The following is a 15,273-nucleotide window of genomic DNA, read 5'->3' on the forward strand; positions in this document are numbered from 1 at the left end:
TCGATCCGTTGACCACGGCACCCGCGCCGATGGCCGCTTCGGTCAGCGTGTCGAACACGTTGATGACGACGGAGCCGCCGACGGCGGCGTCGCCCTTGCTGATGCCGCCCGACACCGAAGCCGCCGTGAAGCCGGGATCGGCGTCGTCCGGCAGCAGCGGCGCGTCGGCCTGGAGCGGCACGAGCGCAGCCTGCGCCGTGACGTTCGTGGCGCCGGTGGCATCGGTGGTCGAATCCGTGCCGATGCGGGCGAGCGTGTCGTGCTTCGGCACGATGTTGATCGCCACGGCCGCGCCCACGCCGGCTTCGTCCTGACCGAGGGCGCCCGCGCCCGCGAGAAGCTGAAGACCCAGAGTGTGATGCGCGGTGACGTCGATGCCGCCCCTGGTCGCGCGCACGTGCGTGTGGCGCCCGTGGAGGCCTCGTTGGTGAGGTCCGAGACGTTGATGGCGACGGAACCGGCCACGCCGTAGTCCGAGCCACCCGCGGCGGCAAGCCCCCAGGCGATGAACTCGTCGCGCCCGTCCGCGGGCCCGCCCGCGTCCACGGTCACGCTGCGCCCGGTGACATTGGCATTGGCGCCGATCGTCGCGCGGTTGTGCACGACGGCCACGTTGAGCGACACGCCGGCGCCCACGGCCGTGTCGGCGTCGAGATTGATCGCGGAGCCGATGGCCTTGGTGGTGGCATCGGTACTGTCCGTGGCGCGCACGGTCACGTCGCCGCCCGTGCTCACCGTGACACCGTCGCCGATGGAGGCGGTGTTGTCCGCAACGACGACGTTCACGCCGATGGCGGCGCCGACGCTCACCTTGGACCCTTCGGTGCTGGATTCCTTCTTCGAGCTGTCGTTGCCTTCCTTGGTCTTGTCCTCGAACTTCGGCAGTTCCTTGTCGCCCCCGTTGTTGGGGTTGCTGTTGACCTGGTTGGAGGCTTCCTGGTCCGAGTTCTTGGCGTCCTTGTCGTTGCCGCTCGCGCTGCCCTTGACATCGATGGTCGTGCTGGTGAGAGAGGACGACTCGACGATGACGTTCCCGCCCGCCGTCACGTTGCGGTTGAGGGCCGCGAGCGAGCCGTCCGTGATCACCGTCACGCCCACGCTGGCGCCCACGCCGGTGTCCGAACCGGCGGCCTCGGCGTCGGCCTTGTTGGTCACGGTTTCGCGGTGATCGGTCCTGACCGTGGCCGCGCCCGTGAGCGATATGCCCGTGCCCAGTCCGGTGCGGGCCTCGGTCTGGTTGTTGGCCAGCGCGACACCGACCGACACACCGACGCCCGTGGCGCCCTTGGCGCCGTTCTCTGCGTCGACGGTCTTGTCGTGGATGCCCGTGGCCTCGATGCGCAGGTCCCGCGCCGTCCCGGCCACGTTCACGGCGTCCTGCAGCGTCGCGCGGGTCTGCGCATCGCTGCGATCGAAGGCGACCGACGCGCCCACGCCGACGTCCTCGCCGCTGCCCGCTGCGCCATCTTCGTTCTCGGGCTTGGCTTCGGTCTTCGTCGACGTGGCCGACACGGCACGCAGGACCAGATCGCCGCCGCTCAGCGTGAGCGAGCTGTTCGCGCCGATCTCCGCGACCGTATCCACATCGAAGAGATTGACGGAGACCGAACCCGCCACGCCGATCTCCTTGCCACCCGCGCCGGACTTGGTGATCGTGGTCGACTTGTGAACCGTCGAATCAGTGGCCTTCACCGCTTCCACCGTGAGGCCGTCCGCGCGCACCGTGCTGCCCGTGCCCATGGTGGCCGTGTTGTCGCCTTCGCCGTAGCTCACCACGACGGCAGCCCCGACAGCATCGCCGGTCTTGCTCACCGACGAACCGTCGGCGCTGCCCTCGACCGAGAAGTCGGATTGCGAATGCACGGTGACGGTGTCGCCGGCGTCGAGTGTCAGGCCGCTGGCCGTCGCGGCACGCGCACGGCTGAGACTCACGTTCACCGACACCGCCGCGGCCACGCTCACCGTCTCGGACTCGCTGGACCCCTTGGTGTCGGTGTTGGCCACCTCCGCCTTGGGCGTGGCGGTGTTGGACGATGTGTCGCGCGCGCCCTGGTCGCCGGCGACCGTGTCGGCGAGGCCTCGCACGGCGTCCATCTGCTTGTTGACGCCGTCGTCGTCCTTGGTCCCCTTCTCGCCGTCGTCCTTCTTGGTGCCCTTGGCACCGGCCTTGGTCGTGGCACGCGTCGACTGGCGGCCGTCGGCCCGGACCGCGATCAACCCCGTGACGGCCAGGGACCGGTCGAGCAGCGCCTCGGTGCGATCGTTCGTCACGTTGACGCCGACCGCCGCGCCCACGGCCGCGTCGCCCGAGCCCGAGGCATCCCCTTCCGCCTTGGCGCTGGCGGAACCGCTCCGCGCCGCCGTGATCTCCACGCTGGCCGCGGACAGCGTCGCGCCCGTGCCGACGCGCGCGAGCGTGTCTTCGTTCACGACGTTCACGACGACGGACGGAGCGATGGCGATGCCGCCCTTCGCGCCGGCCTTCGCCTGCCCGTCGACCGTGCTCGCCGCCTGCGCATCCACCACGACCGCGCCGGCGCCCGTGACCGTGGCCGCGTCCTCGATCTCCGCCCGGGTGATCGCATCGAAGATGTTCACGACGACCGCGGCGCCGACACCGTAGTCGCTGCCGGAGGCCGGCTCGTGCGGGAGCGCCTTGCCGATCTGCGTCCCCGTGCCGGTCGCGCGCAGCAGGAAGCTGCCGCTGCCGATCACCGTGACCGTGGCGCCGCTTTCCACCGTGGCCTCGCTGCGCAGGATCGAGACGTTGACGACCAGCGAACCGGCGACGCCGGTGTCCTTGCCCGTGGCGCCGGACGTGGCCTGGCCGCCGAAGCGCTCGCCGGTGGACATGGCGGATTCGATGCGGATTTCCGGCGCCTGAAGACGCGCGTTGCCCGAGACGAAGGCGCGCGCATCCGCGTCGATGACCGTGACGGCCACCGCGACACCCACCCCTGTGTCGGCATCCTTCACCGTCGAACTGCCATCGGCCACGGTCGTCAGGCGGTCGGCGGTCTTCGGGTTCGGGTGCCGCGCCGTCGCCTTGACGTCCAGCGACTCGGTGCCGTGCACGAGACCGGTCGTGGCCACGGAAGCGATGCTGTCCCCGCTGACGGCGGTGATTGCCACGGCCGCGGCGAACGAGAGATCCGTGGATTGTCCTTCGCCCGTCGCGGCGTTCTCGCTGGTGCCCTTGGCCTTGTACTCGTCGAGTTTCTTCTCGCCTTCGGTGTTCTTCGCGATGCCGTCGTCCTCGGCGCCCTTCTGCGTCGCCTTGGCGAAAGTCTCCACCGTGCGTTCGCTGTTCGCCTCGATGTTGACGGCCGCGCCCGTGACGGTGGCCGCACCGGTGACGGTGGCCTTGGTGTCGCCGTACAGCAGTGTGAACGCCACCGTGCCGCCGCTGGCGCCCTCCGCCTTGTCGCCCTGGGTCCCGTCCGCGGAGACCAGCACGCTGTCCTTCTGCGAGGCGAGGATGTTCACGTTGCCCTGCGCCGTCAGGGCGGCGGAGTCGAGAACGATCACGTTCGCCATGCTGCCGAGAATGGCGGTGGCGACGGCGGCGTCACGGTCCTTGTCCTTGCTGGAGTCGTCGGGGGCGGTGACCACGCGTACGGTCACCGTGGATTGCGCGGCCAGCTCGATATCGGCTGTCGCGTTCAGCACCGTCGTACCGAGCACTTCGACGTTTGCGTGCGACTCTCCCTGCACCGCCGCGATCTTCACCGGACTGCCGAAGAAGTCGATGCTCTCGCTGTCGATGTTGATGGAGCTCTCGGCGCGGATGGAGATCGACGAGCCGGTGATACGGCTGTTGGTCAGCACGACGCGCGCCTCGGCGTCGGCCAGGATGTCCGTGAAGAGCAGCCCGCCCTGCGCCTCGCGCCTGGAGCGGATCTGCACCATCCCGCCCTCGATGTTGGTGAGATCGCTGCCGAGGATGACGCCGCCGGCCTCGATCACCACCGCGCCCGTCGCGCGGATCGCGCTGTTCAGCGTGACGCGATCGGAGCTGTCGAGAAAGAAGCCGCCGAACCGTGCGTTGTCCGCGCCCGTGCTGTCGAACAGCACACGGTCGTCCGCGGTGAGCCCGGTGTCCAGACCGCCGTCGAAGGCGACGAACACGGAGACGGGATTCTCGAAGAACTGGTCGCTGTCGTTGTAGCCGAGATCGATGCGCAGCGTGTCGACGCCCGCTCCCCCGGTCACCTTCACCTTGATGTTGTCGACCAGGGAATGCTGCGCCAGCACGGTGCCCGTGGCCGTGCTCTTGAGACGGAGGATCGGCGCAAAGCCGCCGCCGTCCACCACTTCCAGCGTCACGTCCTGATCGTTGGTGGTGATGCCTGCGTCGAATACGAGTTCCGCGTGGAATTCGGGCAGCGACGCGAACGAGGACACGTGCGTAGGCAGCGGATCCGCATCCGCCGTGGAGGTGGGATCGGACGACGGTGCGTCGCCCATGTCGGGAAACTGCTGCGCGCCGTCCTGCCAGTCGTCGAACAGGGACCGGAACACGCTGCGCAGCCTCGCGCTCTCCCACAGTGGATGATTGCCGCCGCCCGTGTGGTACTTGAGATCGACCCACGCCGTGCCGGTCTCGCTGTAGGGGCCGGCCAGCATTGCGCCAGAGGAGCTGTCGCGGTTGATCTTGAGAACCTGCGTGGCCCCACCCACGAGCGGTATGACGCGCACCGGTCCGGAGATCACGTTTCCGTCGGCGCCGGCATTGCCCAGCTCGATGCGCAGGTGCCGCTGGTGATCAAGAAGTCGCCGAGATTCGCGTAGGCGACGGGTCCGTCCTGGTCGTCCGTGGGAAAGAGCCGCTGATTGCGCACCACCGTCGCGATCTTGGTGTTGCCGTCCCAGATCGAGTACGTGGCATTCGTGGCCGGGAGAATGGGCCGATCGGGCTGGATCGAATTGTCCAGGTTGTCCACGAGCTGCGTGACGTTCGCCACCCAGGAGGCCTGGACACGATAGGTCCGGTTCGGCACCACCGTCGTCGTCCACACGCCGGTGGACGCGCCGTCGTCCGGCCGTGTTGACGCGATAGAGCCCGGAGGTGGTGGTGAGGCTGTCGATGCGCCACATGTGGTCGCCATCGATGGAGGACAGCCACGGCTGCCCGTCGGCCACGCCCGGCAGCGTCATGGTGAGGATGTTGCCGCCGTGCGAACCGTTCAGGTTGAGCAGCGCGGCGTTGTAGTTCTGGGTCACCCCGTTCGCCAGCACCGTGAGCTGGTCGGAGAAGAGCTTGCTGAGCTGGCCGGCCCCGACGGTCTCGCCATCGATGGGCTGCTCCATCAGCAGCAGCACCTTGGAGAGCGTCACGCTGTTCTTGTAGGCAGCGAAGTTTTCCTTGCTGAAGCTCACGCCGTCGTTCAGCGGTCCCAGCACGTCGGGGTAGAACGTGTAGATGTTCTGGTCGCCCAGGTCGGACGGCGCGGCCGTGTGATCGGTGGGCAGCAGGCCCATCAGCGCATCGAGGCGTTCCCGGTCTCCGGGCTGAAAAATGGGAATGACGGTCGTGCCGAGCGTGATCGACTTCAGATCCATCTTCGAACCCGTGTCGGTCAGGAACTCGAAGATGTCCAGGTCGATCTTGAAGCCGCGCCGGATCTCGTCCTTCATGAACTCCTTCACCTTCTCCGCCAGCTCCGCCTGGAGATTCCGGATGGGATTCAGGATCGGGTCGAGCGGCTTCAACGCTTCGTCGATTCGGGTCGACAGGCCCTGCATGCGCGGTGCGCACCTGGGCGAGCTGCTTCGGCACACCCAGCATGGGGAGAAGGTGATTGTTGATGTAAGAGTCGTCGGTGAACCCATCGTCGTTCGGATCGTCCAGCTCGTCGAACACGGCATCGATGGCGCTGACACCCTTCTCGGCATTGATGCGAGCCTGATCCGTTTCGGCCCGAGCGCCTCGCCCTCCTTGTTCTGCAGGTCCCGTTTGGACTGGGCATCGAACAGGCCCTTGGTGATCGCGAGGCCCACCGTGGGCCAGTTGCGCAGGCCTTCGTCGAGACTGTCCAGCCACTGCTGCAGGTAGGCGGTGAAGACGTCCTCGAGGAACAGGCTCGAGAACGGAGTGCCCGTCGCTGCCTGGACGATCATGTCTTCCACCAGGGTGCCCCAGTCCTTGGCGGGCGCCCGGCCCTGGAGCTTGTCGGCCACCCATTCGCGCAGGGCGAAGAGCTTGTTGAGCAGCGGCCCGCGCTCGCCCAGCACCATGAGCTGCTCGTCGCCGTTTCCGTGCGAATCGCCGGACGCCAGCGTCTCACGGACCTTCAGCGTGAGATCGCCCACTTCCACGACGGTGAAGTCGCCGTTGTTCACGACGAAGCCCGACGCGCTCAGGCGCATGCCCTTGGAGAAGCCTTCCTCGAGGAAGCTGCCCGTGGTGCGCACGAACGCGTTGTCCGCCAGATTCGCGGCCAGCGTCATGCGCTCGGTCTGCGGCACCTTCTCGACGATGCGTTCGTCGCCGGTCGCGGCTTCGTCAACCAGCGCCGCTGTATCCACGACGATCCGCGTGGCGGTGGCGGAGACAACGCGGAACCGGCCGTTGTTGGCTTCGTTGGCAAAGCCCGAGACGGTGATCCAGAGATTGCGGCCGGCCGTCATCTCGAAGCCGTCCTTGAAGAAGTCGCCGCCCTCGTCCTGGCGGACGAACGTGTTGCCACCTAAGGTATGGATGGACACCCACGGGGAGGGTGCGAACAGCGACAGATAGGCGGGCTGCTGGACCCCGGTGCTGTGCAGGACGGTCGGATCGTTGGTGATCGGCCTGACGAAGGATTCGTAGATGAAGCGCACGGGCGCGGCGTATTCGATGCCAGGGGTGCTGTCGTTGCTCACGTCGCCGTCGGGCAGCGTCGTGCGGTCGGGGTTGTTGTCGTAGCCGGGCGTCGCGTCGCCGAGGTAGCCTTCCACGAGATAGTGACGCAGGAAGTTGGCGAGTTCGCGCTGCTCGGAGGTGATGCTCTGGACGATGTCCCCCACGGCCGGGAACACGCCCTCGGCGAATTCGTTGACCAGCGTGTGCGCCCAGTGGTCGGCGGCCGCGTGCGTGGCGAAGCCGTAGGCCCACGCGAGGATCTGGCCCTTCTCGGTGTCGGAATAGCTCCAGTCGGATTGGGCCTTCCACGCCATGTCGAGAATGCGGGTGACCCACGTGCCCGTCATCTCGGGGTGGATGACCGCCTGGCCCATCAACAGATCGGGAAAACCGTCGGGACCCACTGTCCCGCCGTAGTAGTACGCGGCATGGTCGCGCACCGCCGCCACGATCTTGGGATGTACCAGGTACTCCTGGCCCTCGAGCGTGATGTCGCCGACGCGCCCGCCTGCGCCGTCCGCCGCGAGCAGATCGTCACGGACGTCCTTCGCGATCTCCACGTGCGTGTAGGGCTTCCACGCGACTTCGGCGAGCGGGTCGGCCTCGTCGTGCACCTGATGGGCGTGCTCGAAACCGAGCAGGTGCCCGGCTTCGTGGGCGATGTGCTCCGCCAGCATCGCCCCGAACGCCTGGGCGTCAGTCCCGTGGCGTCGAGGTTCGCGCTGAAGACGAGCGCCTCGTCGGACCGGTCCGCGTTGCCGGCATCGACCTTTTCGGCCAGACCCAGGTAGATGCCGTACTGCGCGAAGGCCTCGCCGCGTCCGCCTACGTAGACCGTGGACCACGGACCTTCGGCGGGAGGCGTCAGGCTGAACGTCACGCCCAGACCCGGGTATTCGCCAGCAAGCGCCTCGAGCATGGAGGCGACGATCGCCTCTTCCCGACCCGCCAGGGCCGCGGGTGCGGCGAAGGCTTCGACGTCGATCCCGTCCACACGCACGGGGCCGTCGTAGGAGACGTCCTGTGCTCCGTCCAGATCGATGACGAACCATTGACCGGACATAGCCGACGAGGAAGGTGCGGCAATGTCGACGGTGACACGGGTCCCGCTGTCGGCGGGATCGCCGTCCGCCGGAGCGGTGGAGGGGGAAACCGCGGCAGTTGCCGCGGGGACGGAAACAGGGGTGACGTCAGCGATCGTGGATGCCAGCTCGCTCTGCGCGGCGGAATCCGCGACGAGAGGGACGCCCGGAGGAGAGGCAGACAGCAGCAGACGGGCTTCGAGTTGTTCGAAGAGGACCTTGCGGCGGTGGGGAGGCTTGGCGCCCCCTCCCGTCTGGCCGCGGCTCCGCCAACGCTTGATGAGATCGCCCTTGAACATGCCCCTTTCCTTTTTTGGCCGTTGTTCTGTCAACCGGCTTGCGGAAAGGGCGGCACGGACGACCGGATGGAAAGCGATATCACGGTCGAGATCCGCAATGCCGCCGAACGTCCCCACGCCGGACTCGACCGGGCGAGCGTCACGGGCCGCCTCGGGTCGGATTGCCTTGGTCTTGCTGTCCGAGGGGAGGGCGGTCGGTCCGCCCGTTGTTGGATGAGGTCTCCTCAGGACTGCTGAAACATACTACCGCCGCCAGATGTTGTCCATGTGACCGCGCAACAGACGTTACGATCCGGGATCGGCCTTGCAGTCGTGGCGCCCGGGCCTCGCCCATCTGCCGCAACGCCCCCGTATTGCCGCAACGCCCCCGTATTGCCGGAACGTTCCGGCCGGTGGGATCAGGTCCGGCGCTTTCCTCTCCGGCCCAGCGCCAGCATCCCCAGTCCCGCTCCCAGCAGGACCCACGTCCCAGGTTCAGGCACCGGTGCCATCTCGCCGGTCACGCCCGTCTCCAGCCAGAAGGCGTCCCAGACGTTGTTGACGGAATAGCCGCGCATCTCGATGGTGTTGACGCCGTCGACGAAGACACCGGTGCCGGCGCCGACCGAGAAGGAAAGATCGGCAGAGAACGTGTAGCCGCCGCCGTAGTCGGTCCCTGCGACCAGCTGGCCGTTGATGTAGATGCCGCGGGCCGCGTCCGCCACGCGGAATTTCCCTGCCAGAGCGACCGTGTCGATGTCGTAGTCGGAGAGGTCGAAGGTACGGCGCAGGTACACCATGGTGCCCATGCCCCATCCGGTCGTGGGGCTCGTCGCCACGACGCCCGGCGTCGTCACCCATGCCGCCGTGCCGGGAACCGTCTCCATGCCGCAGCAGGTCTGGCCAGACGAATAGTCGGGGTAGGACCCCGGATAGGCCACACGGGCAGCGTCGAAGTCCACCCCGTCGGTGGAGATGGTCCAGAAGGGATCGAGCGATCCCGCGGAAAGGACGGCTCCATTGGAGTCCGTTCCGGTGTTGAGCTGAATGTCGGCGTAGGCTACACCGGTCGTGACGGCCATCGTGACGACGGTCCCGAGCAGGAACTGCTTCATGTGCGATCTCCCTGGAAAATCAGCGGCCGCCGGTTCGTGCGTGCCGGCGATCGTGCGGGAGAGACCGCACGGCGCGTGCCTGCCGGCCTGCCCCATCGGGGTGGCGGCCGCGAAGCCGCTGCGGAGGAAATCCGCTCTCAGTGTGGGGATGCCGCGGAGGATTCGGCAGGCCGGGCCGCGTCGTCCCGCGGCGCCCTGCGCAGTTCCAGGATGCCGTCCCGAAGATGCAGGTCCCGCTGGGGAAAGGGAATCTCGATGCCTTGTTCGTCGAAAGCGCGCTTGAGCCGGCGCAGATACTCCCGCCGCACGTTCCACTGCTCGAGCGGCATCACGCGGAACCTTCCACGGATCACGATGGCCGAGTCATCCCACTTCTCCACGCCCGCCAGCTCGAAGGCGTCCAGGATCTTCTGCCCGAAAACCGCGTCGTCGCGCATGGACGCTGCGACGGACTGCATGACGGTCATCACCCGGTCGACGTCCTCCTTGTAGGCGACGCTCACATCCACCACGGCCTGCGCGAACCCGCGGCTCATGTTGACCACGGTCCGGATCTCGCCGTTGGGAACGAAGTGCACGTTGCCGTCGTAGTCGCGCAGACGCACGAACCGCAGCGTCACCTCCTCCACCAGGCCCGAATGGTCGCCGAGCTTCACCACGTCCCCCTGTCGGATCTGGTTCTCGAGCAACAGGAAGAAGCCGGTGAAATAGTCTTTGACGAGACTTTGCGCGCCGAAGCCGATGGCGATGCCGGCCACGCCGGTCGCGCCGAGGATCGGGGCGATCGAGACGCCCAGTTCCGAGAGCACCAGCACCCCGGCGACGAGCGACACGGCCACTGCAACGAGATAGCGGAATGCCCTTCCGAGGGTTTCCGCGCGCTTGACCGCCTCGGCATCCTCGAGCCGGCTGGCGATCCGGATTCGGACCTTGCGAATCATCCTCTGCAGAAAGAGGGTCAGAGCCCAGGCGACCAGGAGAATGATCAGCACCCGCACGGCCGTCACGCCCCAGCTTCCCATCCCTGACAAGGATGCCCTGGCCTCTTCCACCCACGACGCCCCTCTCATCACACCACCTCATGCCACGAGCGGGACAACCGCACGGCACCGTTGACCACCCCCACCATGGAATACGTCTGCGGAAAGTTGCCCCACAGCTCGTGCGTCTCGCGGTCGATGTCCTCGGAAAGCAGTCCCAGCGCATTGCGGCTCGCCAGCATCGCCTCGAAGATCTCTCTCGCCTCCTGCGTCCGGCCGACACGCGCGAGCGCATCGATGCGCCAGAACGAGCACACGTTGAACGCGGTACGCGGCAGGCCGAAGTCGTCCGCGCCCTCGTATCGCCGCATGTAGGGGCCGTCGCAGAGCGTCTGCTCCATGGCCTGCACCGTCTGCACGAAGTGCGGGTCGCGTGGATCGATGAAACCGACTTCCGCCATCAGCAGCACGCTCGCATCCAGTTCGTGACCGCCGAAGACGGAGGCGAATGCCTGCCGCTTGCTGCTCCACGCTCGCTCCAGGATGCACGCGCGGATCGCATCGGCTCTTTCCCGCCAACGCGCGACGGAGGCTTCGGCATTCAGCCGTCCGGCGATCTTGGCGAGCCGGTCGCAGGCGGCCCAGCACATGAGCGACGAGGACGTGTGAACGTTGGCGCGGGTGCGAAGCTCCCACATGCCTGCATCCGGCTTGTCGTGGAGCAGCCATGCCCGCTCGCCCACCGCCTCCAGTGCATGGAAATCGTTGGCGTCCGCGGGCCGCAGCAACCGGTGATCGAAGAACGCCTGGGCCGCGCCGAGAACGATGTTGCCGTAGACGTCGTGCTGGTGGTGTTCGAACGCCTGGTTGCCGACACGTACCGGGCCCATCCCGCGGTAGCCCGGCAGCGTGGGCACGATGTCCTCCGGAAGCTCCCTCTCCAGGCCCACTCCGTAGAGAGGCTGCACGTGGCCCCCCTGTGAATCGCGGACGACGTCCTGCAGCCAGCGCAGGTAGTCCTCCATGGTTCCCACCTCCGACAGGCTGTTCAGCGCGCGCACGACGAAGAACGCATCGCGCAGCCAGCAGAAGCGGTAGTCCCAGTTGCGCCCGCTGTCGGGCGCTTCAGGGATGCTCGTGGTCATGGCGGCGACAATCGCGCCGGTCTCCTCGAACTGGCACAGCTTGAGCGTGATGGCCGCGCGGATCACCGCGTCCTGCCACTCCAGCGGCACGGCGAGCCTGCGCGTCCATTCGCGCCAGTGCGACACCGTGTGTTCCTCGAACGCGCGTGCCGTGTCCTCGATGGAGCCGTCGAGCGTCTCGTCGGGTCCGAGAATCAGGCTGACGGGCGCATGCAGCGAGAACCAGTTCTGGCGGATGACATACGTGAGCGGTACGTTGGCGGTCAGTCGCAGCGTCTGCCCCGGCAGGACGAATCGCAGATGATTGCTGCCCCGGGTGATGGATGGCGCCACGGCGTTCCATTCCCCTCGCGGTTCCAGTCGCACGCGGACGCGGGGGCGCCCGCTCACCGCCCGAACGCGGCGCACGAGCTGGGCCGGCCGGAACATCCGCCCGTGCTGCGGAAAGCGGGGCGCGAAATCGACGATCTCCACGCCCTGTCCCGCTTCATCGAAGAGGCGGGTGCGCAGCACGGCTGTCCCGGGCACGTATTCCTGCTCACTGCGCGCGAAGCGTTCGATCTCGATCGCGAAATCGCCACCAGCCCCCTGATCCGGGGTTGTGGAAAGCAGCGCGCAGAACACCGGATCGGCATCGAACCGCGGCATGCAGGCCCAGACGATCCGGGCGGTCCGGTCGACGAGCGCGCCCACCGTGCAATTGCCGACGAGCCCCAGTTCCAGGCGAGCGTGGGCACGCTCCATCCCGTGGCCGGGCCCGATGACGGCTCGACCAATGACGAGTCGGTGTTCTGTCATTGAGTGAAGGGTGTGCCGGCCCATGGTCGTCGCCATGCAGGCGGCAAGGCAATCGCCGTGCCGCAACTTTGCCCGCCTCGCAGCGGAAACGTTCACGGTTCGCCGGAACTGCGCCGACGCCGGATCTCGCCCCTGCTCCTGTCGGGCATCGCCCGACAGGTCCCGGCCTCGCCGGCATCAACTGGTCAACACGGAATGCAGGAGAACCTCGCGATGAACACCCTTGCGTCTGCAGATGCGATTTCTCGTGCCGCTCATCCTGCCGCTCATCCTGGCGCCTACCTCGCTCTTCCTCTCATGGACCGCCTCAACTGCGGTGGTTCTCGCGAGACCTGAATCTGCGCGGCACCCTGGTCACCAACACCCTGTCCGAACCGATCAGCGAGGCGCTGGCGCGGACCCGAAGCCTCCGGCGCAAAGCTGGATCCGATCATGCGCCGCGGTGAAGGACGAGCGGCTGCTGGGGATCGGTCTGTGCTCGCCCGAAGAGCAGATGCTGAGGAGCAGGTCCGGGATTCCTCCCGAGCTCGACTGCGCCCGTGCCCGTCAGACCGCGACGCAGGAAATCCCGCGCCTGCGCATACCGGGCGGCAGCGCACGTCGGCTTCCATCTCTTGTCCACCGAGGATGGACCGATGGCGGATCTGGTGCTGCTCCACGACATGAGCTTCATCGAAAGGCGCAGTCACGACACGCCAGTACCTCATCGCGCTCATCGCCGTACTGGGCGGCGTCATCGCCGTCATCACGATGATCGTCGCGCAGTTGAGCTGGCGGGGCTGGATCGACGGCGCGCGCTCGGTGCTGCGCGGCGAAGGGATGAGAAGGGCATCGTGGTCAAACGCCCGGCCAGCGGACTCGTCACCGCCGTGGAACCGGTCATGCGCGCCTGTTCCGGTACCTGGATCGCCCACGGCAGCGGGGGCGCCGATCGCGATGTCGTCGATGCCGGCGACAGGGTCCTGGTCCCGCCCGACAGCCGGGAATACGTGCTCCGTCGCCTCTGGCTCTCCGCCAAGGAGGAACAGGGCTACTACTACGGATTCGCGAACGAGGGCATCTGGCCGCTTTGCCACGTCGCGCATGTGCGGCCGGTCTTTCGCGAATCGGACTGGAATCACTACCGCGCGGTGAACGCGCGCTTCGCCGATGCCATCGTCACAGAGGCCAACCGCGAAGATCCGGTCGTGCTGATCCAGGACTATCACTTCGCGCTGCTGCCTGCTCTGTTGCGCGAGCGCATGCCCCGGGCCACCATTCTCACTTTCTGGCACATCCCCTGGCCGAATCCCGAATCGTTCGGGATCTGTCCGTGGCGGCGCGAGATCCTCCAGGGGATTGCTCGGCAGCACGATCCTCGGATTCCATACCCGCTACCACTGCAAGAATTTCATCGAGACCGTGGATCGGTACCTGGAAGCGCGGATCGAGCACGAGCATTCCATCGTCGCGTACGGAGGAGACGAGACGCTCATTCGTTCTATCCCGATCTCCATCGCGTGGCCCACGCCTGAGCCGTGGCAGCGCGCGGCCGGCCCAGGCGAATGCCGCAAGGCCGTCTTCGACCGGCTGCACTGGCGGCCGACGCCCGCGTGGCGCTGGGCGTCGACCGCTTCGACTACACCAAGGGTATCCTCGAGCGGCTCCATGCCGTGGAACGGCTGCTCGAGAAACATCCCGGGTGGGTAGGCACCTTCGTCCTGGTGCAGGTGGCCGCGCCCACCCGCAGTTCGCTGGAGGAATACCAGTCGTTCCAGGAGCGCATCCGCCAGGTATCGGACCGGATCAACGCGCGCTTCGGCCGCGAGGACTATCGGCCCGTCCATCTCCTCGCGGAACACCATGGTCCGGAGGCCGTCGAGGAACTCTATCGCGCGGCCGACGTCTGCCTCGTGACGAGCCTGCATGACGGGATGAATCTGGTCTGCAAGGAGTTCGTCGCCGCGCGCGACGACGAACAGGGCGTGCTGATCCTGAGCCGGTTCGCCGGGGCGGCCCGCGAACTCGCCGAGGCGCTCATCGTCAATCCGTACCACGTGGAGGAACTGGCCGACGCGCTCCACCGGGCGCTCCTAATGCCGCCAACGGAACAGCGGGAGCGCATGGCCAGCCTGCGCATGACGGTGCGTGAATTCAACGTCTACCGGTGGGCGGGCCTGATGCTCACCGACGCCGCCCGCTCGCGCCTGCGCGAACGGATCGAGGCGAGAGTCGCCCGACAGGGAAAGGAAGCGGCGTGAAGCTGGTCCTGGAGGAGGAAGGAAGGCATGCGGTGGCGCGCTGATGAGGCGGAGGGCACTTCTCGCTTTCGATTTCGACGGAACGCTGGCGCCGATCGTCCCGCACCCCGAGGACGCCGGGTGCCGCTGCCCGTGGCGCGCCGGCTGGAACAGCTTTCCCGCGTGCGGCCCCTCGCCGTCGTGACGGGACGATCCATCGCCGACGTGACCGAACGGCTCGACTTCGCGCCACACCATATCGTGGGCAACCACGGTATCGAAAACCCGCAGGACCCCGGCCACGGCCAATGGGGAGAAGCGCTTTCGGACTTCCGCCACGCGCTGCGCACAAACGCATCCGTTTTGGCGGAAAGCGGTGTGCTCATCGAGGACAAGGGCCTTTCCATCGCCCTGCACTACCGGCTCGCCCCGGATCGCGCGCGGGCCGTGGCGGCCGTGGAATCCCTCTATCTCGGGCACAGCAGCGGCCTGTCGATCCTCGGCGGCAAGTGCGTCTTCAACGTGATGGCGGCGGGTGCCCCCGACAAGGGAGACGCGCTGCTGTCGCTGGTGGAGCGGATCGGGGCGGATGCGGCACTGTTCGTGGGCGACGATCTCAACGACGAGGCGGCCTTCGAGAAGGCGCCGCCCGACTGGGTGACCGTGCGCATCGGGCGCAATCATCCGGCCTCGCACGCCCGCTTCTACCTCGATCTCCCCGCGCAGCTGCCGCTGCTCCTGCAGATGCTCATCGACTACGCCTGAGCGGACTTCGGGCCGCTTCGCGAACCGCCTTTCCCTTCGCTTCGGGG

Annotated in this window: 4 protein-coding genes and 2 pseudogenes; 2 read left to right on the forward strand and 4 right to left on the reverse strand. The window is 67.3% G+C overall.

All coding sequences use genetic code 11. The annotated features are described in order from the left end of the window. Positions 1 to 42: 42 nt before the first annotated feature. The 4 genes from IPK20_22700 to IPK20_22715 form a co-directional block, all read right to left on the reverse strand. Positions 43 to 7,521, reverse strand: a complete 7,479-nt coding sequence (locus tag IPK20_22700) for a hypothetical protein (GenBank protein MBK8019201.1) — start codon at positions 7,519 to 7,521, stop codon at positions 43 to 45. 1,102 nt (positions 7,522 to 8,623) lie between these two features. After that, entirely contained in the window at positions 8,624 to 9,319 is a 696-nt protein-coding gene (locus IPK20_22705) for a PEP-CTERM sorting domain-containing protein (protein ID MBK8019202.1), read from the reverse strand. Between the two features lie 137 nt (positions 9,320 to 9,456). Then, positions 9,457 to 10,389, reverse strand: coding sequence for a mechanosensitive ion channel family protein (locus tag IPK20_22710; protein MBK8019203.1), 933 nt, complete (start codon positions 10,387 to 10,389; stop codon positions 9,457 to 9,459). Next, positions 10,389 to 12,242 carry a glycoside hydrolase family 15 protein gene (locus IPK20_22715; protein MBK8019204.1) on the reverse strand — a complete coding sequence of 618 codons (1,854 nt, stop codon included), beginning with the start codon at positions 12,240 to 12,242 and terminating at the stop codon, positions 10,389 to 10,391. Before IPK20_22715 ends, IPK20_22710 begins: the two co-directional genes overlap by 1 nt. Positions 12,243 to 12,477: 235 nt before the next feature. Between IPK20_22715 and IPK20_22720 the strand changes: the two are divergent. Then, a pseudogene (locus tag IPK20_22720) lies at positions 12,478 to 14,482 on the forward strand (trehalose-6-phosphate synthase). A 43-nt stretch (positions 14,483 to 14,525) separates the two neighbouring features. Next, a pseudogene (gene otsB, locus IPK20_22725) lies at positions 14,526 to 15,226 on the forward strand (trehalose-phosphatase). The last annotated feature ends 47 nt before the right edge of the window (positions 15,227 to 15,273 follow it).

This window comes from Betaproteobacteria bacterium, from assembly GCA_016713305.1.
Classification (GTDB): Bacteria; Pseudomonadota; Gammaproteobacteria; order Burkholderiales.